Source organism: Streptomyces sp. NPDC019224, assembly GCF_040632605.1.
Taxonomy (GTDB): domain Bacteria; phylum Actinomycetota; class Actinomycetes; order Streptomycetales; family Streptomycetaceae; genus Streptomyces.
Genome location: NZ_JBEYCF010000004.1, coordinates 102,343 through 124,351 on the forward strand (window position 1 = coordinate 102,343; position 22,009 = coordinate 124,351).

General features: G+C 73.1%; 19 protein-coding genes. 5 read left to right on the forward strand and 14 right to left on the reverse strand.

What is annotated here, in order from left to right; translation table 11 throughout:
• Positions 1-33 precede the first annotated feature (33 nt).
• Together ABZ564_RS04185 and ABZ564_RS04190 are read left to right on the forward strand one after the other, a co-directional pair.
• A complete protein-coding gene (locus tag ABZ564_RS04185; RefSeq protein ID WP_360849368.1) occupies positions 34-249 on the forward strand; it encodes a type II toxin-antitoxin system VapB family antitoxin in 216 nt (71 codons plus the stop codon).
• Positions 246-668 carry a PIN domain nuclease gene (locus ABZ564_RS04190; RefSeq protein WP_360849099.1) on the forward strand — a complete coding sequence of 141 codons (423 nt, stop codon included), beginning with the start codon at positions 246-248 and terminating at the stop codon, positions 666-668. The genes ABZ564_RS04185 and ABZ564_RS04190 overlap by 4 nt, the downstream gene beginning before the upstream one ends.
• 356 nt (positions 669-1,024) lie before the next feature.
• Here ABZ564_RS04190 and ABZ564_RS04195 read toward each other — a convergent pair whose 3' ends face one another.
• The gene (locus ABZ564_RS04195; protein WP_360849102.1) at positions 1,025-2,827 is read right to left on the reverse strand and encodes a BTAD domain-containing putative transcriptional regulator; all 1,803 of its coding nucleotides are present in this window, start codon (positions 2,825-2,827) and stop codon (positions 1,025-1,027) included.
• Between the two features lie 161 nt (positions 2,828-2,988).
• Between ABZ564_RS04195 and ABZ564_RS04200 the strand changes: the two genes are divergently transcribed.
• From ABZ564_RS04200 to ABZ564_RS04210, 3 genes are all read left to right on the forward strand, one after another.
• On the forward strand, positions 2,989-3,963 hold the full coding sequence (locus tag ABZ564_RS04200; protein ID WP_360849105.1) for a UbiA family prenyltransferase: 975 nt from the start codon (positions 2,989-2,991) through the stop codon (positions 3,961-3,963).
• A 128-nt stretch (positions 3,964-4,091) separates the two neighbouring features.
• Positions 4,092-5,171, forward strand: a complete 1,080-nt coding sequence (locus ABZ564_RS04205) for an ATP-binding protein (protein ID WP_360849108.1) — start codon at positions 4,092-4,094, stop codon at positions 5,169-5,171.
• On the forward strand, positions 5,168-5,815 hold the full coding sequence (locus tag ABZ564_RS04210; RefSeq protein ID WP_360849111.1) for a response regulator transcription factor: 648 nt from the start codon (positions 5,168-5,170) through the stop codon (positions 5,813-5,815). The genes ABZ564_RS04205 and ABZ564_RS04210 overlap by 4 nt, the downstream gene beginning before the upstream one ends.
• Here ABZ564_RS04210 and ABZ564_RS04215 read toward each other — a convergent pair.
• The 13 genes from ABZ564_RS04215 to ABZ564_RS04275 all read right to left on the reverse strand — a co-directional run bounded on the left by ABZ564_RS04215 (position 5,809) and on the right by ABZ564_RS04275 (position 22,009).
• Positions 5,809-7,449 carry a DHA2 family efflux MFS transporter permease subunit gene (locus ABZ564_RS04215; protein ID WP_360849114.1) on the reverse strand — a complete coding sequence of 547 codons (1,641 nt, stop codon included), beginning with the start codon at positions 7,447-7,449 and terminating at the stop codon, positions 5,809-5,811. The two genes, ABZ564_RS04210 and ABZ564_RS04215, sit on opposite strands and share 7 nt — an antisense overlap.
• Positions 7,450-7,544: 95 nt before the next feature.
• Positions 7,545-8,696 carry a hypothetical protein gene (locus ABZ564_RS04220; protein WP_360849117.1) on the reverse strand — a complete coding sequence of 384 codons (1,152 nt, stop codon included), beginning with the start codon at positions 8,694-8,696 and terminating at the stop codon, positions 7,545-7,547.
• Positions 8,693-9,340: a hypothetical protein gene (locus ABZ564_RS04225; RefSeq protein WP_360849120.1), complete on the reverse strand. Its 648-nt coding sequence runs from the start codon at positions 9,338-9,340 to the stop codon at positions 8,693-8,695. The genes ABZ564_RS04220 and ABZ564_RS04225 overlap by 4 nt, the downstream gene beginning before the upstream one ends.
• Positions 9,340-11,655, reverse strand: coding sequence for a beta-ketoacyl-[acyl-carrier-protein] synthase family protein (locus ABZ564_RS04230; protein ID WP_360849123.1), 2,316 nt, complete (start codon positions 11,653-11,655; stop codon positions 9,340-9,342). Before ABZ564_RS04230 ends, ABZ564_RS04225 begins: the two co-directional genes overlap by 1 nt.
• Before the next feature lie 11 nt (positions 11,656-11,666).
• Entirely contained in the window at positions 11,667-12,710 is a 1,044-nt protein-coding gene (locus ABZ564_RS04235; RefSeq protein WP_360849125.1) for an aminomethyl transferase family protein, read from the reverse strand.
• A gap of 29 nt (positions 12,711-12,739) precedes the next feature.
• Positions 12,740-14,707 carry a GNAT family N-acetyltransferase gene (locus ABZ564_RS04240; protein ID WP_360849128.1) on the reverse strand — a complete coding sequence of 656 codons (1,968 nt, stop codon included), beginning with the start codon at positions 14,705-14,707 and terminating at the stop codon, positions 12,740-12,742.
• A 58-nt stretch (positions 14,708-14,765) separates the two neighbouring features.
• Positions 14,766-15,290, reverse strand: a complete 525-nt coding sequence (fabZ, locus tag ABZ564_RS04245; RefSeq protein ID WP_360849131.1) for a 3-hydroxyacyl-ACP dehydratase FabZ — start codon at positions 15,288-15,290, stop codon at positions 14,766-14,768.
• Positions 15,287-15,583 (reverse strand): phosphopantetheine-binding protein, encoded by a 297-nt coding sequence (locus tag ABZ564_RS04250; RefSeq protein ID WP_360849134.1) that lies wholly within the window; start codon positions 15,581-15,583, stop codon positions 15,287-15,289. Before ABZ564_RS04250 ends, fabZ begins: the two co-directional genes overlap by 4 nt.
• A 35-nt stretch (positions 15,584-15,618) precedes the next feature.
• Entirely contained in the window at positions 15,619-16,371 is a 753-nt protein-coding gene (fabG, locus tag ABZ564_RS04255; RefSeq protein ID WP_360849137.1) for a 3-oxoacyl-ACP reductase FabG, read from the reverse strand.
• On the reverse strand, positions 16,368-17,396 hold the full coding sequence (gene sbnB / locus ABZ564_RS04260) for a 2,3-diaminopropionate biosynthesis protein SbnB (RefSeq protein ID WP_360849140.1): 1,029 nt from the start codon (positions 17,394-17,396) through the stop codon (positions 16,368-16,370). Before sbnB ends, fabG begins: the two co-directional genes overlap by 4 nt.
• 79 nt (positions 17,397-17,475) lie before the next feature.
• Entirely contained in the window at positions 17,476-18,489 is a 1,014-nt protein-coding gene (sbnA, locus tag ABZ564_RS04265) for a 2,3-diaminopropionate biosynthesis protein SbnA (protein ID WP_360849143.1), read from the reverse strand.
• Positions 18,486-20,786, reverse strand: a complete 2,301-nt coding sequence (locus tag ABZ564_RS04270) for a lantibiotic dehydratase (RefSeq protein WP_360849146.1) — start codon at positions 20,784-20,786, stop codon at positions 18,486-18,488. Before ABZ564_RS04270 ends, sbnA begins: the two co-directional genes overlap by 4 nt.
• Entirely contained in the window at positions 20,783-22,009 is a 1,227-nt protein-coding gene (locus ABZ564_RS04275) for a PLP-dependent aminotransferase family protein (RefSeq protein WP_360849149.1), read from the reverse strand. Before ABZ564_RS04275 ends, ABZ564_RS04270 begins: the two co-directional genes overlap by 4 nt.

Consider the following 22,009-nt stretch of genomic DNA (forward strand, 5'->3'; position numbering starts at 1 on the left):
TCGATGGCATAGTTGATATCCAAGGAGGTGCGCATGAGTCGTACAGTGATCGATCTCGACGACGAACTGCTGGCTGCCGTGGCCCAGGCGCTGGGGACCGGAACCAAGAAGGAGACGGTCAACACTGCTCTGCGCGAGGTGCTCGACAACCGCCGCCGGGCTCTCGCTCTCACTCGGCTGCGGGCTGCAGCCGGCGAGGGGGCGTTCGATTTGGATGTCTTCGAGGAGAAAAGGGACTACCGGCGGTGAGCGCGGCACAGTTCCTGATCGACACCAGTGCGCTCGCTCGATTCTTCCGCGAAGACGCCGAACAGTACGGGTGGGATCAGGCCGCCACAGCAGGGCTCATCGCGACCTGCCCTGTCACCGAGCTGGAGTTCTTCTACAGCGCCCGCTCCGCCGCGGACCGTGCGCGCGGCATCGAGGACATGCGGCTGCTGTTCGGCTGGGTGCCCGTCGATGACCGCGCGTACGACCGCGCCTGGCAGGTCCAGGAGCTGCTGACCCCACGCGGTCAGCACCGCAGTGCGGGAGTTGTCGACCTCGTCGTCGCTGCCACGGCGGAGCTCCAGGGGCTGACCCTCCTGCACCGCGATCACGACTTCGAATGTATCGCCGCAATCACCGGTCAAGCCATGCAGTGGTACGGCCCGCCGCCCGGAAAATGAACGAGTACCTGGTCTCAGTTCCGGTCTCGTTCGAGGGTGTTCACCACAGACCGCCGAGCCTGTAGCCGCCGGCTCCGCCACAGGTCCAGTCGCCCGCGACTTCCGCCGAACATTCGAGCGAAGACTTGGAAAGCGTGTGGGGGCGGCCCCCTCACGAGTTCGAATCTCGCATCCTCCGCCAGTGCCTCACCGGGCACTGGCGGGCCACCACCGGCGATATCGATGGGACCGCCCGCGTCGCCGCCGTCCTGGGCGGCGCACCTCCCCCGGGCGAAGGGGCAGGAGGAGCCGGCCTGGGCCACGAGGCGCTGACAAGCCGCGGACGGCCGGTCCGTGATCCGCTCGGGGCCCCGGGCTCAAGCCACTGCCGTCAGCCGGGGGGCGGTGTCGCGGGCGGGGAGCGTGACGGTGTGGGCGCAGTCCCGCAGGAGCAGCGGGATCGCGAGGTGGGAAGGGGTCGGTTCGTCGGCCAGGTTGTGGTCGAGGAGGGTGTCGAAGAGGCACTCCACAGCCGAGGGGGCGAGACCGGTGGCGGCGCAGGCCTGGGGGATGTCGTGGACGGCGGCCGGATGCCGCGCCAGCGTTCGAGTGAACTCCAGGGCCTCACAGGGCAGATGCGCGTAGGAGAGGGCCAGGACGGACATCAGGTCGCGGTCCGCGGTGCGCAGGAACGCGGTCCGGCCCCCGCTCGTGCACAGGCGGGCCAGCACGTCCGGCACGGTCCACGAAGGGCGGTCGCGCAGGCGGGTCGCCGCGATGCGCAGGGCCAGCGGGTGGTGCCCGCACAGGGCGACCGTCCGGTTCAGGGCGGAGCCCGCACAGGACTCGCCCGCGATGCGGCGGAACAGGGTCTCCGCTTCCGCCGGGGCCAGCGGACCCAAGGGCAGCGAGAGGGCACCGTCCGTCGCGGTCAGCTTGCGGCGGGTGGTGATCAGGGCGAGAGTGTCGCCCGCGCCGGGCAGGAGCGGGGCCACTTGGGCCGCGTCGGCCGCGTTGTCGAGGACCAGCAGGGCACTGCGGCCGGCGAGGCGGGAGCGCCAGATGGCGCTGCGCTCGGCCAGACCTGCCGGGAGGGCGTCGGGCGCGGCGCCGTCGGAACGCAGCAGCACGCCCAGCGCCTCCTCGGGGGTGAGCGGTGCGCGCACGGGGCTGAAGCCGTGCAGGTCGACGTAGAACTGACCGTCCGGATGGTCCGTGGTGCGGCGGTGCGCGAAGTGGACGGCGAGTGCCGTTTTCCCGATGCCGCCCATGCCGTCGATCACGATCGTGCGGGGAGAACCGCCGCCCGGGCCGTCGACGGCCCGGTCGAGCCGCGCCAGCTCGTCGGCGCGGCCGGTGAAGTCGGGCAGGTCACGTGGCAGGTAGTTGTCCTGGACGGGGCGGACGGCGGGGGGCCGGACGGGCGGGGGCGTCCGGCGCTGCACCTGGGGGGCGTCCGCGAGGATCTCGGCCTGCAGGCGACGCAGCCGTGGGCCGGGTTCCAGGCCCAGTTCGTCCGCGAGCAGCCGGCGGCCCTCGTCGTAGACGGCGAGCGCATCGGCCTGCCGGCCACCCCGGTACAGCGCGAGCATCAGACTGCCGCGCAGGGCGTCGCGCAAGGGGTGCCTGCTGGTCAGTGCGGACAGTTCGGCGACCAGGGAGCCCGTCTCCCCGGCCGCGAGCCGCAACTCCATCAACTCCTCGACGGCCGTGAGTCGTTGCTCGTCGAGGCCGGCCGCGGCGGCGGTCACCGCCGGGCAGTCGATGTCGGCGAAGGCGTCGCCCCGCCACAGGTCGACCGCCGCCTGCAGCAGCCGCATGGCCTCGACGTCGCGGCCCTCCCGCCGGGCGGCGCGGGCGGCACGAACCCCTTCGGTGAAGCGGTGCGCGTCCACCGCGTCGGCGGGTACGTCCAGGCGGTAGCCGACGTCCACCGTGATGAGTCCGGCGCCCTCGGAGCCGGCCAGGGCGGCGCGCAGATCGCGGATCGCGTTGTGCACCTGGTGGCGGGCGGAAGCGGGCGGGTCATGCCACATCTCGTCCACCAGGGCGTCCATGGACACCGCGTGACCCGCGTTCAGCAGAAGAAGAGCCAGAAGCCGACGGCGGCGCATTCCGCGGAGCCGGACCGGCACCCCGGACTCACGCACCTCCACCGGTCCCAGAACCAGGAAATCCATTTCCCGCCCCCTTGGCGTTCCCCATCGTGCAGTCCGATTGCGACTCCGGTGACGCTAGGCGCGCGGGCCCGGCGCATTCAACGTGAGTACTCCCCAAGGCACACGGCGTACCTCGGAAGACACACGCCGGAACAGCGAGTTCCAGCCTTAGGTTCCCCCTCATGACACAGGTCCTGGCGCCTCGCCTCCCCTCCACGCCCCCCTACGGCTCCGGCGTGTTCGACGTCCCGTGCTCCCCCCTCCTCTCGACGGCCCGCACCGTGCGGCTGTGCCTGCGGGAGGCACGCCCGCTGGTACAGGTGATGTTCGTCCTGCGGTTCGTCACGGGCGCGCTGCTGACGGCGTCCGCCGCGCACCACCGGCCCGACGCGCCGCACCTGTTGACCGGCGCGGCCGCCTGGTGGGCGGCGACGGTGAGCGTCTACGTCTTCAACGGGGTGAGCGACCTGTGCGAGGACCGGGCCAACGGGTCTCGAAGACCCCTGGCCAGTGGCCGGCTGACCGAGGCCGCGGCCCGGCGGGCCGTGGTGGTGACCGCGCTGGCCGGGCTGCTCCTCGGCTGCGCGGCGGGGTGGAAGGTGGCCGAGGCCGCCGGCGTCTTCCTCGTCCTGGGGTACGCCTACTCCGCGCCACGGATCGCCGCCAAGTGCCGTTCCTGGTCGGCCTCCACGGTCACCGGCGCCGCCGCGGGGACCACCTATCTCGCCGGGGTCGCGTCCTCCGGCAGCGATCTCAGCGCCGAGGCCGCCGTCTTCGCCCTGGTGCTCTCGCTCGGTGTGGGGCTGATCGCGGCCGTCGCCAAGGACCTGGGCAGCACCCGGGGGGACGCGCTCGCGGGCCGGCGCACCCTTGCCGTCGTCCGCGGCGAGCGCAGCGCCCGGCGTTTCTGCGCCGGCTCCGGCGGGGTGCTGGCCCTGGTCCTCACGGCCGGAGCCCTGTGGGTGCACGAGGTGCCGCTCGACGCGGCCGCCGCCGCTTTCGCCGTGGGCGCCCTGTGCGTGGCAGGACGCTGCCTGTCGCCCCGGGCGAGGAACGGCCGGATCGCGGACGGCGGAGCCCGGGCTCCGTACCGGAGTTGGATGGCCACCCAGTACGCCGTCCATCTGACCGCGCTGGGCGCGGTCGTCCTGGCCTGAGCCTCCAGGCCCCTTTACCGGACTCGCCTTCCGGCAGGAGGCTCATTAGTATGATCCCCGCCGGACGGGTGATTGGGGGAGTCGGGCCGTCCTGGTCCTGCTGACTCCCCATATCGAGGGGGCGCACCGTGGAACTCTCCACCGACCCGGCAATCGAGCGGTCACGTCTGGTCGACTCCTCCGTCGCCCGCTACGCCGAGGGCCTGCGGAAGGCCACCAATCCTCTGGTCCTGCGCCCGGAACTGTGGGACTCCTGCGAGAAACAGGCCCGGCAGATCCTCGGTGAGTGCATCGCCACCCTGCACGGCACGCCCGTACAGGTCGCCGCGGAGGCGGAACTCACCTCGATGGCCCTCGGCGTGCAGCGCTCCTTCGAGAAGGTCTCGCCGATCGACTCGGTGCACGCGGCCCGCGTGCTGTTCGACGTGGCGGTCGAGACGATGACCGCGGCCGCCGCCCATCTCCCGGCCGACGTCGCGCTCTCCCGGTTCCTGACCGCCGTACGGATGCTGCACAAGGGCATCTTCGCGCGGGTCAGCGCCGCCGCCATCGGCTACGAGTCGGTGACCCTTCGCGACGTCGGCGAGGCCAGCACCGCCCGCCGCCACCAGCTCGCCCGCGATCTGCACGACCACATCGGCAGCAGCATCGGCCTGGCGCTGCGCTGCCTCGACCTGTACAGCATGGAACAGGCGAAGGGTGTCGCCTCCACCCGCGACCGGCTCGAGGACGCCCGGCAGGCGCTGCGTGACGTGTTCAGCTTCACCCGCACGATGGTCAGCGGACTGCGCGTCAACGAGCTGCACGACGGCCTGAAGGAGGAGATCGACGCCTACAGCGCCGCCGCCTCCGAGCGGCCGGCGGAAGTCGTCTCCCGTATCGACGGCGACGAGTCCTGGCTGCCCGAACAGACCCGCCAGGAGCTGTTCCTCGTAGTGCGCGAAGCCCTGCGCAACGCCTTCGCGCACGCCAGGGCCGGCCGTATCGACATCCTCGTCAGTCTCTTCCCCGACGCCGCGCACGCCACCATCACCGACGACGGGGTCGGGCTGCCGTACCCGCGCTCCGGTGACGGCACCGGTCTGACGGCCATGCGGCAGCGGGTGACCGCCCTCGGCGGGACGCTGGAGCTGATCAGCGAGCCCGGCCAGGGGACGCGCGTCCAGCTCCGCATCCCGCTGGACGGCGCCGCGGCGGCCGGCCGATGAGCGCGGGAGCGGCCGGCTCCCGCGACATCCGGGTACTGGCCGTGGACGACCACCGGCTGCTGCGCGAGGCACTGTGCGAGCTCCTGGAGATGTACGAGGGGCTGACGGTGGTCGCGCAGGCCGACGACGGGCCCAGCGGGGTACGGATGGCGGGCCTGCACCGCCCGGACCTCGTGCTGCTCGACGTGGAGATGCCGGGCCCCGGCCCGCTCGCCAACCTGCGGGGGATCCGCCGGGCGGCTCCCGAGGCACGGGTCATCATTCTGACGATGCACGACAACCGCCAGCTCATCGACTCGCTGTTGTCCGCGGGGGCCGTGGGCTATCTCCACAAGGAGGCCGACCGGGAGGTCCTGGTCTCCGCGATCCGCAGCGCGATGTCGGGCGGCACGACGATGTTCCTGCCGCGCAAGCAGAGCTCCTCGGGGCCCGAGCGGGGGCCGGCGCCCGCCGCCACGCTCACCCTCCGCGAGCAGGAGCTGATGGAGCTGGTCGCCCAGGGACTGAGCAACCGGCAGATCGGCAGCCGGCTGGGGATCACCGAGGGCACGGTCAAGCGCCATCTGCGGAACATCTTCGACAAGCTCGGCGCCACCTCCCGGCTGGACGCGGTCAACCGGGCCCTCCCGCCCCGCCGTTACTGAGGCGCGTCGGCCCGTGCGGCCTTCTCCCGGCGGTCGGCGATCAGCAGCGCGACAGCCGGGACGAGGGTGAGCGCGTACACGGCGAGCAGCAGGCCGAAGGAGTCGGCGAACGCGGCCGGTACGAGACCGTGATGGGACTGGGCTGCCCGGTCCAGGACGACCGTGACCACGGCGAGGGCGAAGGTTCCGCCGATCCGCTGGACCAGGTTGAGCTGCGCGGAGGCGTCCGGGATGGAGCGCGGCCCGACCGACTCGAAGGCGCGGGTCATGGCCGGCACGATGGTCAGGCCCGTGCCCAGGCCCCGGACGGCGAGGGCCGCGCACAGCAGCGCGTACGACGTGCTGGACGACAGGGCGGTCAGCGGAACGGTGGCCAGCATGGTGAGGACGATCCCGATCACGACGGTGGTGCCGCCGCCGATCTTCTTCATGATCAAACGGCAGGCGAGGCCCGCGACGACGACTCCGGTGCCGCCCGCCGACATCAGCAACCCCGTGGTGACGGCGCTCTCGCCGCGCGCCGACTCGAAGTACAGCGGGATCAGCATCATCGGGGAGAAGAGGACGAAGCCGAGGCAGAAGATGTTGATCGCGGCCGTACGGTAGACGCGGTGCGCGAACAGCCGCAGATCCAGCAGCGGTGTCTCGGCGCGCAGTTGGTGGCGTACGAAGACGACGCCGCTCGCCACGGCCACCACCAGGGGGACGAGGGTGGCGGGGTGGACGGACAGGCCTGTCTCGGAGAAGGCGTGCACGGCGAGGACGACACCGACCGTGCAGGCGGCGGCGGTCAGCAGACCCAGTACGTCGAGCGGGCGGCGGCCACCGTCCGCGGTGGCCGGGGCGTCCTTGCGGACGCGGCGCACCGCCACCACCAGCAGCACCGTGCACAGCGGGATGTTGACGGCGTAGACCGCCCACCAGCCCCAGGCGTTGACCAGGAGGCCGCCGACGGTGGGGCCGAGCAGCGGGCTGATCAGCATGACGCTCCCGTTCAGCGCCTGCACCTGGCCCAGGCGTTCACGCGGCATGCCGCTGGTGAGCAGCATCGTGGCGACCGGGACCAGGACGCCCGCCGCGGCGCCGGACAGGCCGCGCGCGGCGATCAGTTCGGGAAGGGTCGTGCTGAGGGCGCAGGCCGCCGAACCGATCGCGAACACGGCGACGGAGGTGATGAAGGTGCGCCGGGTGCCGAACCGGGAGGCCAGCCAGCCCGCGGCCGGCATCAGGGCGACCAGGGCCAGCAGGTAGGCGGTGACGACCCATTGGACCTGCGTGATGGCGCCGAAGCGGGCGGAGGTGTCGGCCAGCGAGACGTTGACGATGGTGGTGTCGAGCTGGGCGACGAAGGCTCCGCCCACGGCCACGGCGATGGTGAGAAGGGCGGTGCGGGTGGCCGCCGCGGCCGCGGGGTCACGGCCGGCCGCCGGTCCACGGTCCGTGGCGGCGTCCGTGGCGGCGTCCGCTTCGGCCCCGGGAGGCGCGTCGGCTTCATGCGCCGGATCCTCCGGACGGGCGGCCGGGGCCGGGGAGCGGTCCTCCGGAGGGGTCGGGGCCGGCGCGGGCGCGGGCTCTGCCACGGGGGTCGGGTCCGCCGCCGGCGCCGGGGGCTCGGTTCTCTGGTCCAGGGACATACGGGGTCGTCCTTCGGGTGCGTGGTGGATCGGACTGGGGGTCGGCCGGGGGCGGGGCCGTCGTGATCGGGCGGGGCGCCTGCCGGGGTGCCGGTTCAGCCGGAGCCCAAGGCCTCGGCGATGTCGTCCAGGATCGTTACGGCCTTCTCCCGGGCACCCGGACGCTCGCGGCAGGCCAGGGTCAGCTCGGTGCTGTCGCCCACGCGGCAGGCGCTCAGGAACATCTCGGCGTACGGGACCAGCATCGGCAGGGTGGAGAAGGAGGTGGCGCAGAAGCCGGGTGCCGAGAACGCCTGCGGGTCGACCTCGCCGTGGTCGGAGATGATCGCCGTGCAGGGGAAGCGGGTGCCGTCGAACGCGCGGGCCTCGCTCAGGTTGTTGGCGAACGGGTTGTCGCGCAGGAAGTCACGGTCGAGGACGGCGACCTCGGTCTTGGCGATCAGGGCGCGGACCAGCGTGGAGTGGACGCGTTTCCAGCTGTCGTCGCGGCGCAGGTCGAGGACGAGCTGGGAGGTCAGGTTGGCGGTGGAGCGCGTCGTGGTGTCGTGGCGGCGCAGGTCCACCGGGACGATCAGGCGGCCGGTGTCCGTGGTGAGGTGGCGGGAGAGCGCGGCCGCGGCGCGTGCGGTGACCCCGGACGGAGCGGCGGGCACCCGGCGGCGCAGCCACAGGGGCCGCCCGCCCGCGGGCCCCTGGCCGATGATCGCGGGCAGTCCGGTGAGACGAGTGGCCTCGGGGGCCGGGCGGACGTCGCCGGCCGCCGCGCGGAAGTGCGCGTCGTCCACCGTGTCCGGACAGCCGGCCGGCTCCTCGTCGCGCAGGACCCGGAAGAGATCCGCGATCCACTGCCGCAGACCGCGCCCGTCGGTGACGATGTGGCTGGCCCGGACGACCAGTCGGGTGGTCCCCGCGTCACGGATGACGCCCAGTTCGCAGACGGGTCCGGTGACCACCGACAGGTCGCGGTGGAAGAACGCGTGGTCGAGGCCGGTTCCGGCGGGCAGCTCCACGACCTCGGGGACGGTGCCGTCGGCGCGCCACAGCGCGCCCCGGCGGCGTACCGCGAGGCCGGGGCTCGCCTCGGTCGCCGCGCGCGCGGCCCGCCGTAGCGCGACCGTGTCGAGCGTGCCCTCGCCCTCGATCACCATCTGGATGAGCTGCGGGGTGCCGGTCGCGGCGGCGTTGAGGTAGCCCCGTTCGATCGGGGAGATGCGGCGGGTGTACGGCCGCGCGGCGGTGAGGGTCATTCCTCCTCCAAGTGGTGGAAGCGCACCGGGGCCGGTGCGTCGCAGGCGAGGGCGAGGTGCAGGGGCGGTTCGCCCTCGGCCCGCAGGACGACGGAACGCACCTCGTAGGTATCGGTGTGGGTGGGCCGCCAGCCCGGCTGCCACGGAGGCAGCCGGGTTCCGGCGAAGGTCTCCTTCGTCAGGTGCGAGGCCTTGATGAGCGCCTCGCACTCGGCGAAGTCCCTGATCGTGGCCGGCTCCTCGCGCCCGAGCAGGTCACCGAGCCAGCGCAGGGCGTGCGGCCGGTCCCGCTCGTCCTGGAGGTCCACGCCGATCACGCGGCCGACGGGCGCGAAGGCCACCGCGCTGTACGTGCCGACGTGCGCCACCGAGACGGACAGGCCCAGAGCGGGTACCGACCAGCGCTTGAGAGCGTCCCGCGCCAGGTCCCCGGCGGTGATCCGGATCCCGTACGTCGTGCGGAGCGCCCCGATGATCAGGGAGCGGCCCGAGGCGGACATCCGCTGCCCCATCCGGTCGCGGGGCAGCCCGCGGTGCCGGGAGACCAGGACGTCCACCGCCTCCCCCACCGCCGACGGCCCGTCGGGCGCCAGCGTGTACCCGGTCAGTCCCGGATCGAGGAGCAGTCCCATCAGGGCGCCCATCACGCCTCCGGGTCGAGGACGGCCGCCGCGTAGCTGCCGCCGTACGCGAAGCTCGACAGCAGCACGGGGCCGGGGGTGCCGACACCGGTGAGAGCGGCGACCAGGCCGAGGGCGCCCGCGCTGCCGTAGGTCTCGCCGAGCAGGGCCTTGGGGGTCAGGGCCGGCCGGCCGTCGAGGCCGGTGCGGCGCAGGGCCGCCCGCTGTGCCAGGTCGACCAGCGGGTGGCCGGACGCGGCCGAGACGACCGTGCCGATCCCCTCCGGGCCGAGGTCCGCTTCGGCGAGCGCGGAGCGCAGGGAGCGCCCCCAGGCCGCGCCGTCCCTGGCGATGCGGCCGATGCCGGCCGGTTCGCCACTGGCGCCGAAGCCGCGGACCCCCGCCAGGACGTCGGCGCCCCGGTCCTGGGCCGCCTCCCGGCTCTCCAGCAGGATCGCGGCGGCACCCTCGCTGAGGACGGTTCCGGTGCGCCCACCGGGCACCACATGCGCGGACCGGGCGTAGCCGGGCAGCGCCGCCTGGGTGGCCAGGGCCTGCTCGGGGAACTCGTCGGCGACCACCACCATGATCCGCTCGGCGGCGCCGCGGGCGATGACCCTGGCGGCGAGCTGGAGCGCGAGCACGGAGCTGGTGCCGCCGTTGGCGATGGTCGCGGTGTAGCCGCGGAAGCGGTGCAGCATCGCGACATGGCCGGCGGCGGCGTTGACGACGGTGTTGGCGAACAGGGACGGGTTGGCACCGGTGATGCCCGAGCGCACCACGCCCTCGTGGAACCGCAGGACCGAGGTCACCGGCCCGTACCCGGTGGCGAAGACGACGCCGGTCGACTCCGCCACGGCCCGCGACGGTTTGCCGTGGCGGGCGTACAGGTCGCCCACGGCCGACGCGGCGAGCAGGCTCAGCGGGTCCATGCGCCGGGCCCGGCTGGGATTCGTACCGCGCGACGCGGCCTTGATGTCGACCCGGCCGACCGGCACCCTGCCGACGCCCGGAACCTCCTCGAAGGTCTCGAAGCAGGGCCGCCCCTCGGCGAAGGCCGCGGCGATCGCGTCGGTGCCGCCCGCCGTTCCGGCCAGGCCCGCGACCCCGGTGACGACGACCTCGTGGACCGCCTCACGGCGCGGCGGCCTGGAGCCGGTACGGCCGGATCGGTTGAGGACGACGGAGGCGTTGTTGCCGCCGAACGCGAAGGAGTTCGACAGCACCACCTCCGGGCGCGCGTCCCGGCCGGTCTCCGGGATGACGTCCAGGCCGTACGGCGAGGCGACGCCACGGGTGTTGATGGTGGGCGGCAGCGTGCCCCGGTCGATGGCCAGGGTGCTCACCACGGCCTCGACCGCGCCGGCCGCGCCGAGGGTGTGGCCGAGGATCGACTTGGTGGAGCTGGCAGCCGGTATCTCCAGTCCGAACAGGAGCTTCAGCGCCTTGGGTTCGGAGGCGTCGTTGGCGGGGGTGCCGGTGCCGTGCAGGTTGAGGTAGTCCACGTCGGCGGGGGTGAGGCCCGCCGTGTCGAGCGCCTGCGCCATGGCGGAGCAGGCGCCCTTGCCGCTGGGGTCGGGCGCGGTCTGGTGGTGGCCGTCGCAGGACAGGCCGTATCCGCCCAGCTCCGCGAGGACCCGGGCGCCGCGCGCCTGCGCCCGCTCCACCGATTCCAGGACCATGAATCCGGCGCCCTCGCCGAGGGTGAGGCCGGTGGAGGCGGACAGCGGCGAGCACGGCTCGGAGTCCAGCGCGCCGAGCGCGCTGAACCCGTAGGCGGACAGCTCCGCCAGCGGGTCGACGCCGCCGCACACGACGAAGTCGACGTCGCCCTTCCACAGCAGCTCGGCGGCGTAGCCGAGGGCGACGGCGCTGGCCGCGCACGCGTTGGAGAGGACCACGCGCGGACCGCGCAGATCGAACTCCGCCGCGATGTAGTCGCCCACACAGGGCAGTTGTGAGGCGACCGCCTGTCCGACGTCCAGCCTGCCCTCCAGGACGAAGGTGCGGTGGGTGGCCTCCAGCGTCGGCATGGCGCCGAGGCTGGAGCCCACCACGACGGCCACCCGGTCGCGGTCCACGGTGGTGAGGTCGAGGCCGCTGCCGTACAGGGCCTCACGGATCGCGGTGGCCGCGAGGGCGTAGCAACGGTCCAGGTCGGCGGGCTGCTCGGCGGTGGCCATGCCCGCCCAGTCGGTGAGCAGCTCGGAGGTGTCGAAGAGGGTGTTGGTGCGGATGCCGGTGGTGCCGGCCGCGATCGACGACCAGCTCTTCTCCACGTCGTCACCGGCACCGGTGATCAGTCCCAGGCCCGTGAGGGCGATGTTCAAAGGTGTCATGACCCGGCCTCTCAGGCGATCTTGACGGTGAGCGAGCGGGCGATGACCCGGGGCAGGGTCGCGGTGCGCACCGGGCGCTCGGTCCCCGTCCGGTCCACGGCGGTGAGCTCCACCCCCGGCACCCAGAAGGGGGTCTCCAGCAGGGCCAGGACCAGCTCCTCCTCGGGGTTGGCGGCCGCCGCCTGGTGCAGGACGGTGCCGACCTCCTGACCGGCGGCGGTGACCGGCGTACCGGCCGCGAAGCGGCTGCCGACCGGCGCGACGAGGGCGGTGAGGCGACTCTCGGACCCGGTCGGCGCGGTCAGCTCGCCGGAGCCGTGGAACTCGCCGATCCGGCTCCAGTCGATCATCCAGGCCAGGTCGGCCTCCTCGACGCCCAGCTCGCCGAACCCGGCCCCGTACACGCCCATCCCGGCCTCGGCCTGCACCCGGGAGAGGCCCTCCTCGCCTATCTCGGCGCCGCCCTTGTCGGCGACGCCCGCGAGCACCGCCTCGTGCGCGGCCTGCGGGGCGTCGGACAGCAGCAGGTATCCGTACTCTCCGGTGGTGCCGACGCGGGCCAGGTGGGCGGTGGCGCCGGGGGCGTCGAGGGTGGCCTCGGTGACGGCGTGCAGGGTCAGGCCGGAGATGTCGAAGTCCACGAAGCCGGCGGCGACCGACCAGGCCACGGGGCCCTCGAAGGCGATGGCGCCCCAGCCCTCGGGGGAGATCTCGACGGTGACACCGGCGGACGCGTCGAACTGGCCGAGGTAGGCGCCGAGCTCGTCGGCCGTGACGGCGGTGCGCGGCAGCAGCCACGACTCCTCGCCGATCTCGAAGTGCAGCAGGATCGCGAACGGCTTGCCGTCGGCGTTCAGCGCCAGCACCTCACGGACCGAGTCGGGCTCCACGTAGTCGGCGGACTTGGCGAGGAAGCCGTCCAGGAAGGTCAGCCGGTCGTCACCGGTCAGCCTGACCAGCGGGGCGGTGACGCGGTAGGCGCCGACGGCGGTGCGCAGGGTGGCGTAGTCCTCGGTGGCGGTGCGGGCGGCCGGGGCGATGGTGGTGGCGGTCATGATCTGTCGTTGCCTTTCGGGTCGATGGCTCAGAAGGAAAGGGGTGTGTCGTGTACGGAGAGCAGCCAGGCGCTCTCCCGGGCGGCGGACACTCCGCCGACGAGCAGGCCCGACGAGGTGGCGCGCAGCACCAGTTCGTCGTGCGGACCGGCGGCGGGGGCGCAGTGCAGCCACCGCCCGTCGGAGAGCCGGACGGCCGCCCGGCGGGCCCACATCTGGCGGAAGTCGCCGGAGTTCAGCTCCCAGCGCTCACCGTCCGAGTCGAGGACGACGGCCGTCCTGAGCGGCGTCTGCGGGGTGAGCCACACCACGGTCTCGCGGTCGGCCCCGCTCGCCCGGGCCTCGACGCGGAGCCCGTCGCCGTCGGCGGCGATCTCCCAGTCGAGGCCGGACTCCGGGGCGTGGAGCCCGAGCGGGTGCTTCTCCTCCCAGGCGCCGGCGGCCGGCACCCCCCAGCCGAGCCCGGCGGCCCGGTCGTGGCGGCTGTTCTCGTGGGTCACCCACAGGCCCGCGGACCAGTGGGGGTTGTAGCCGTGGGAGCGGGTGCGGGGGTAGGGGCTGCGCAGCACCTTGGTGGGGCCCTCCCGCCAGACGGTGACGCCACCCGCGGCGGCCTGCACCTCCAGGCGGCGGGCGGTGTCCGCGCCGCTCGGCCGGATGGTGGTGCGCATCCGGGCCACGCCGTCCGCGCCGGGTTCGAGGCCGCGCTCCAGGAGCGTGCTGTGGACCAGCCGCAGGGGCCCGTCGGCCGACAGCGAGACGCGTACGTCCCGCCCCCGCCACGTCAGCTCCGCGCCTTCCTGGACGGCCTGGGAGGCGGCGACGATCTCGGAGGCGTCGCGCACCCCCCGGCCCAGCCCGATCGGGTGGTCCCGCCCGTCGGTGCCGGTGAACACGCCCTGGCGCAGTCCGACCGTCTGGAAGATCCGGCCGGACGCGGTGCCGGTGCGGGTGAACTCCTGGAGCAGACCGGAGCCGTCCAGGGTGAAGGTGCCGGTGACCGTGGCGTCGCCGTCCCGCTCGGTGACCCGCACCCCGCCCTCGACCGGCTCCAGAGTGAGGTCGCGGGGCTCGCCCTCGCGCCAGCCGGCCGGGCGGTCGGCCCGGCAGCTCGGCCAGGTGGAGACGAGTACCGGGCCGCGGTGCCCGGCCACCAGGACGCTCAGCGTGCCGTCCTCGCCGTCCACCTCACAGGTGAGGGCGGACTCGGTGAACCGGTACGGCACCGCCCCGCGCGGGACCCGCACCTCGTACGGGGGCCGGGTGATGCGCAGCGCCCTTACCGTGCCGTCGGGCTCGGTGAGGCGGGCCTCGCGCACGGCGCCCCGGTCCACGTCCACGGACGCGTCGATCCGGAACTCGCCGAGCGCCAGGCTGTAGTCGACGGTGCGGACCCCGGCCACCATCCGCACGTCCGAGCGCAGCTCGTCGTCGCGGGACTCCGTGACGGAGGCGAAGCTGGTCAGGCCGCCGAGGGCCGCCGTCGCCCGCTCGCCCAGGTCGGCGAAGACGCTGCGCACGACGAGCGGGATGTAGTTGTGCAGTTCCACGTTGCCGTCCTCGCCGGGGACGGCCCGGCCCACCGAGACGCAGCCGACGCGCCGGTAGAGCCGGAAGGCCACGGTGTTGGCCGGGTTGACGGTGAGCCGCAGCACCAGGCAGCCGGTGCGCATCATCCACTCGACGGCCTCGGTGAACAGCCTCCCGGTGACCAGGCCGCCCCGGTGGGCGGGGTGGACGAAGAACATGTCCGCGATGAGTTCGCCCGCCCGGGCCGAGCGCCGGCCGGTGTTGTGGAAGAGACCGAACGTACCCACGAGCCGCTCGTCGTCCTCGGCCACCAGGAACGTCGCCGTCTCCCGCTCGGCCAGCTCGCGGGCGAGCTCGGCGCCGCTGACGCCCCCGGCGACCGGGTTGGGGTTGTCGCGGTGGCGGTTGTAGAGATCCGCGATGGCGTCCGCGTCGCCCTCCTGGTACGGGCGGATCGTGAGGGCCATGACCACACCTCCTTCTGTCGTCCTGTGGTTCTGGTTTCTTCTCTGGGGGGGCGGGAGTTCAGCCCTTGCGGCCGGTGGTGACGACGAGCGTCCCGGCGGCGGCGAGTTCGGATCCGACGGTCGCCCGCACCTTCACCTGGCGCAGGCCTCCGAGGCGCTGCCCCAGCCGGGCCTCCAGCGTGAGCTGGTCGCCCGGGACGACGAGCCGGGAGAACTTCATGTTGCTGATGGAGCCGAGGTAGCCGACGCTGCGCGAGGCGTCGTCCGCTCCGGTGGCCGCGGCGCCTTCGAGGATCTCCGCGACGTAGACGACGGCGACCAGCTGCGCCATCGACTCGACGATCATCACGCCCGGCATGATCGAGTGGTCCGGGTAGTGCCCGGCGAAGAACGGCTCGTTGACGGAGACGCTCTTGACGCCGCGCCCCGAGACGCCCGGGACGACGTCGTAGGCCCGGTCGATCATCAGCATCGGCCAGCGGTGCGGCAGCATCCGCTTGATGTCGTCCGAGGAGTAGCTCAGGGCCTTGCGCGCGGGCGCGGCGGCCGGGGCTTCGAGGAGTGTGGTGGTCGCGGAGCTCACGCGGCGGTCTCCCGGTCCTCGATGAAGTCGACCAGGGCGTTGATGGAGCCGAAGGCCTCGAAGTCGTCGTCGCTGATCAGCACGTCGAACTCGTTGTTGACCATGACGACGATCTCCAGCGTGTCCAGCGAGTCCATCTCCAGGCCCCGGCCGAACAGCGGCTGGTTGTCGGAGACGACGGCCGGCTCGACTTCGAGCCCGAGCCGGTCGATGATCATCGACTTGACCTTCATGTTCTTCTCGAGACGGGCCTCGGCCTGGGTGCGGATGTCCTCGAAGGTGACAGTGGACATAGTGGATCTCTCCTGTGAATCGGTTGTTTTCAAGGTCAGTTGGGGATCATTCCGCCGTCGACGGTCAGCACCTTTCCGGTGATGTACGAAGCGGCGGGCGAGGCCATGAAGACAGCGGCCTGGGCGACCTCGGCGGGAGTGCCGGTGCGGCCGAGCGGGATCACCTGGAGGGCCTCCTTCAGGTGGGCCGGGGGGACCTTCTTGACCATGTCGGTGTCGATGAACCCCGGGGCGACGACGTTGACGCGGATACCGCGCGGCGCCACCTCGTACGAGAGGGTCTTGGCCAGGGAGATCACTCCGCCCTTGCTGGCGGCGTAATTGGCCTGGCCGGCCCGTCCGGCGATGCCGCTGGTCGAGGCGATCAGGACGAGGGAGCCGCCGCTCGCGTACATCTGCTTGGTGGCCTCGCGGGCGGTGAGGAAGGAGCCGGTGAGGTTGGTGCCGATGACCTCCTGCCACTTGGTGCTGCTCATGGCGGCGAGGTGGCCGTCCGCGGTCACGCCGGAGTTGAGGACGGCGACCTGGACCGGCCCCCACTCGGTGCGGATCCGCTTGAACATCGCCATGACCTGGGCCTCGTCACCGACGTCGGCCTGGACGAGGAGGGCCTTGCGGCCCAGGGCGCGGATCTGCTCGGCGACCGTCTCCGCCTTGGCCGCGCTGGCGCGGTAGTTGAGGACGACGTCGCAGCCGTGCTCGGCGAGCGCCAGTGCGGTGGCCGCGCCGATGCCGCGCGAGGCGCCGGTGACCAGGGCCCGGGTGCCCTCGGGGAACAGGAAGCTCATGCCGCGCCTCCCGCCATGGCCGCGGTGACCCCGTGCCGGCCGGGGTCGAAGCCCTCCGCCTCGCTGCCGATGCCCTCCCTGGTGGCCGCGGCGAGGATCGCCTGCGCGACGGCGAGGTCGAGGATGCCGAGGCCGAAGGGTGAGAAGACGATGGTCCCCTCGGTCGCCGGCGCCTCGCTCTGCCCGAGCAGGGTGGCGATCTCGGCGTTCACGAAGCCGCGGTGTCCCACCTCCTGCTCGGCGCGGTGCAGCGAGGTCCGTTCGCGCATCACGTGCTCGATGTCGTCGACCACGTTGTAGGCGTTCAGAACGGAGTCCGTGCTCAGGTCGCGCAGCGACAGGTGCAGGATCACCTGGCGCCCGGGGCGGTCGGGGTGGGCGGCGAGGTCGAGCCAGTAGCTGGAGTCGGTGGTGGCGACGGAGACCGTTCCGGCGCGCAGCGCCTCGTCGACGTCACCGGCCACGAAGCTGATCTCCGGGCGTTCCTCCGCCAGTTGGGCGGCGAAGGTGGCCGCACGGCCGGGCACCGCGTCCTGGACGGTGACCGTGCGCAGTTCCGGGTGGACCAGCACGAGGAAGTCCAGGACGCGCCGGTTGATGGTGCCGCAGCCGATCAGCCCGGCCGTGCGCACCGGCCGGTCGCCGTGCAGGGTGCGGCTCGCGAGGGCGGCCGACGCCGCGGTGCGGGAGGCCGATATCCGGCTGGCCTCCAGGACGGCGGTCGGGTAGCCGGTGCGGAGGTCGTTGAGGATCTGCACCGACGAGGCACGCTGCAGGCCCCGCTCGACGTTGGCCGGGAACGAAGAGATCCACTTCAGGCCCATGACGGGCTCGGGCCCGCCCAGGTAGGCCGGGAGCGAGATGATGCGGGAGCCGTCGTCGCCGGGCGGGCGCAGGAAGCCGGAGTACGGCACCTCCGAGCGGCCCTGGCCGTGCAGCACGTACGCGGTGCGTACGGCGTCGAGCACGACGGGGTCGAGGCCGCTGAGCGCGGCGGCGACGTCCTCGCGACCGAGGATTCTCATGTCTGGTCAATTCCTCTGCGTGGAAAACGGGTTGAGAAGACGGACTGATGGGACGCGCGGGGCGTCGCAGGCGGGACGGTCAGCCGAACCGGGACTCGACCCAGGAGTCGCTGTAGATCGTGTCGAGGTAGCGGTCGCCCCCGTCGGGGAGGATCGCGACACAGGTGGCACCCGGGGTGATCCAGGAGGAGGCGTCCATCAGGGCGGACACGACAGCGCCGGAGGAACCGCCGGCGAGGATCGACTCCTTCGCCAGCAGGGCCCGGCAGCCGCGCACGCAGTCCAGGTCGGTCACCTTCATCACCCGGTCCGCGAGACCGGGGCGCAGCAGCGCCGGGACCACCGCCGCGCCGTGGCCGGGAATGGTGCGGCGGTGCCCGCGTTCCCAGGACTCGGGCGGACCGAAGATCACGCTGCCCACCGCGTCCACCGCCACCACCTGGGTGGACAGGCCCTCGGCGGCGATGTACTCGGCGCAGCCGCGCAGCGTGCCGGTGGTGCCGGCGGCCAGGAAGAGGTAGTCGGGGGCCTGTGACAGCGCTTCGTGGATCTCGCGCATGGTGTGCTGGTGGGCGAGGGCGTTGTACTCGTTGCCGTACTGGTTGGGCCAGTAGGCGTCGGGCACGGTGTTCAGGAGTTCCCGCACCCGCCTGATCCGGGACGGCAGGTACTCCCCGGTCTCCGGATCGCGGTCCACGATCTCGACCGTCGCCCCGTACGCCCGCATGATCGCGGTGTTCTGGGCGGTGGTGCGCGGGTCGGCGACGCAGATCAGGTCGAGCCGGTAGAAGTTGCACAGCTGGGCCAGGGCGATCCCCAGGTTGCCGGACGAGGACTCCACGACGGTGGAGATGCCCGGCATCAGCGCACCGGTGGACAGGGCGTGTTCGATCATGGAGCGAGCGGCGCGGTCCTTGATGGAGCCGCCCGGGTTGAACCGCTCGCACTTGCCGTAGACCTGGAAGAGCGCGGGTGGGAAGAGCCGGTCGAGGGCGACCAGCGGGGTGGCGCCGATCGTCGCGATGATGTCCGGATCGCGAGGCCGGGCCGCGGTGGCGGCGCGGGCCGTCGCGTCGGTGGGAGCCACGGTCATTCCGGTACCTTTCTGCTGATCTGGAGCCGGAGTTCACTGACGTAGCGCTCGCCCTCGGCCCCCGTGAGCCAGGAGTCCCGTGGGTGCGGCAGCGGCTCGCTGAGGATCACGGTGGCCTCCTCGTCGAGGTGCCGGGTGCGACGGACGAGGTTGGCGAAGGAGAGCACGAGGGTGGGGCTGGTGAAGTCGACCAGGGAGGGCTTCGTCTCCTGCGGGAACTTCACGAAGGCCTGGTCGGGCAGCCCGCGTGCGCGCAGCCAGCGCCGTACCGCCAGGTAGTCGCCCGCCCGGTCGGGCTTGACGGCGAGCGGGATCTCCCCGGCCGGCAGCCGCCAGGTCTCCCGGAACAGGACGAGCCCGTCGAGGCTGACGCGCGGGGCGTGTGGCTGGTCGAGCCCGATCTTGAAGGCGTCGGCGGCGATGATCGACACCGGGACGGCGAGCAGTTCGGCCATGTTCCACTCGCGCCCGCAGGGCGTGGTGGCGGTGACCGTGCCGTCCCGCTCGGCCAGGGTGATCGCGGCGGCCGGCTCGATCCGGGACCGGTCGTCGAACGGCGCCCGGGTGAACCCGATGAGCCGGTCGCCCTCGCCGATGGGGGCGGGCACCATCCGGCCGCTGTTGCGCTTCCAGTCGACCGGGAGCAACGGCACCAGGCGTGGCGCGCCGACCGCCGCGTTCACCTTGTCGCGCAGGGAGCCGGCGTCACTGGTCCAGTCGAGGAACGGCAGGTCGCAGGTGGCCAGGCAGGCGTGCAGCTCGCCGAGGACGACGGTCAGGTCCCCGTCCGCCTCCCGCACCACCTGGAGGTCGGGGCTGTGCAGGGCGAGATGGGGCGAGCGGACCGGGCCCGTGGCGAAGACGGCGCGCGCCCGCCGCTCGATGTCCTCCACTCGCAGCGCGACCGGTTCCGTGCCGGCCGGATCGAGAGCGAGGACCTCACGCCACTTGCGGGCGAGCTCCCCCGTCGCGGTGTGCACCGGCCGGGCACCGTCGCCCCAGAACAGGCCGAGCACCTGGGGCCACACATCGGCGAGGGTGACGGGGGAGCGCCGCGGCGCGGCAGCCCGGACGAACCCGGCCACCTCCGCCTCGACCAGCTCCACCAGGCGGTTGCCGAACCAGTCCGCCGCGTCGGCCACCAGGGCGAGCGGCCGGGCGATCCCGTCCACGAAGTCCGTGCCGACCTCGACCCGGCAGTCGCGCACCGCGTCCTGGTAGCAGAGGGTGCGGCCCGCGTAGGCCTTGCCCTCGTCGCGGGAGGCGTCGAGCCCGGTCGTCCGCACGAAGTACGCGTCCAGCTCGTCGAGCCTCGCGGCGAGTTCGCCGGAGGTGGTGGCGGCGTCGATGGCCTCGCGGTGCCGGTCGAGTTCGGTGAGGACGGTCTCGAAGCGGACGAACAGCTCGGGGTCGGCGACGGCGGCGACCCGCCGTCGCAGGATGCGCTCGGCCCGCACGTCGACCGGGATGTTGGCGTCCCAGGTCAGCACGCGCTGCTTGAGCAGCCTGGTCAGGATCTTCTCGACCCGGGGCCGTGCCCCCTCGGCGTCCCAGCCGTCCTCGCGGACCAGGGCCTCGGTGATCGCCGCACCGTTGCGCTCCCCGTCCGCGTGGCCGAGGACCTGCCGGTCCTCCGGGCGCAGCCGCGTCACGCGTCCGCCCGGCAGCAGCAGCCGGTCGCCGTCGAGGTGCACGTCGGGGCGCGGCAGCGGCGGGAACCACCAGCGGGCGCCCGGCTGGGCGACCATCCAGTCCGCGACGGCGGCCAGCGCCCAGCGTTCGAAGTACGTACGGCTGCGCGCGACGAGCCGCTCGCCGTGGTCCACCGCGAGGCCGCCGGGCGCGCGCCCGACGGACATCCAGGCGGCCGGACCGAAGAAGCCGATGGTCTCGGCCTTGGCGCAGTAGCGCAGCCAGTACATGGCCAGGGTGCGCTCCCGCTGCTTGCGCTTGGACTCCTTGCCCGTGCCGGCGGCGAGCGCGTCGAGAACGCGGTAGACGGTGCGGTTCTGCCAGGCGATGGCCGTGCGGACCTTCTCGTCACCGGCGAGGGCGGCCAGGCGGTGCGTTTCGGCCGCGCTGTCGGCGTGGTAGGCGGCGGTGAAGGCGTCCTCGTCCCCCCGGTCGGCCGCGGCGGCCGCCGCCGGCCCGCCGAGCAGGTCGAGGCCCGAGGCGGGGAAGCCCGCGCTGCGCAGCAGTCCGACGCCCCACATGTGCCACTCGCTGTCGCCGAGGCGACGGGTGGGCCGGAAGTCGGCCCAGTCGTGCTCGCGCAGCGCTTCGCGGGTGCTGGTCACGCGGCCCGCCTCCCGAGCTCCGCGCCGAAGGCCCCGCCGGTGCCGGTTTCGGCCGCCGCGCCTCGCAGCGCCGCCGCGAGCCGGGCGACCCCCTCGGGGATGCGCTTGCGCGGGACGTTGCTGAAGCAGAGTCGCAGCCTGTCGCCGCACTCCCCGTCGAGCCCGAAGTGGCTGCCGGGGACGAAGGAGACGCCCTGCTCGGCCGCGGCTTGCGCCAGGCGGCCGGTGTCGGCGCCGCCCTCGTGCCGCAGCCACAGGTAGAAGCCGCCTTCCGGCCGCCGCCACCGCCAGGGCCCGTCGGTCCCCAGCTCCTTCTCCAGCGCGTCGGCCATCAGGCCGCACCGCTCCCGGTAGCGCTCGCGGTAGGCGTCGATCAGGTCGTCCCAGCCGCCGCGGGCGTGGAACGCGGCGAGCGCGGCCTGAGCGAACGCCGACGGCGACAGCGCCATCACCTCGGTCGTGCGGCGCAGTCGCCCCGCGACCGGCTCGGGCGCGGCGATCCAGCCGCAGCGCAGCCCGGGGGCGAAGACCTTGGAGAAGGTGCCGAGGTAGACGACGTTCTCCGGGTCGATGCCCTGGAGGGTGGGGACCGTGGTGCCGTCGAAGCCGAGCAGGCCGTAGGGGTTGTCCTCGACGATCAGCAGACCCAGTTCCCTTGCCGTGTCCGCCAGTTGGTGGCGTCGTTCGACGGACAGGGTGGCGCCGGTGGGGTTCTGGAAGGTCGGGTTGCAGTACAGCATCCGTACCCGCTGTCCGTCGGCCCGCAGCCGGGCCACGGTCGCCCGCAGCTCCAGCGGGTCGAGCCCTTCGGCGTCCTCGGGGGCTCCGTGCAGCCGCAGTCCCGCCGTACGGAAGGCGGTGGCCGCGCCCGGGTAGGCGGGGGTCTGGCACAGTACGGTCTCCCCCGGTGCGGCGAGGCCGAGGCCGAGGGCCAGCAGTCCCATCTGGGAGCCGGCGGTCGGCACCAGGTTCGCGGCCGCGGTGCTGCCGCCCTCGCGGGCCATCAGGTCGGTGATGGCGGGGACGAGGGCCTTGGCCACGTGCGGGGTGCTGTACTGGAGCGCGATCCGGCCGCCGATCCGGGTCAGCCGGGCGAACTGCTCGGAGAGTTCCTTCAGGGGCAGCAGGTCCAGGTCCGGCAGGCCGCCGGCGAACGAGATCAGGTCACCGCCCCGTTCGAAGAGCTGCGGCATCTCGGGTGAGGGTCTTACGTCGGTCCACAT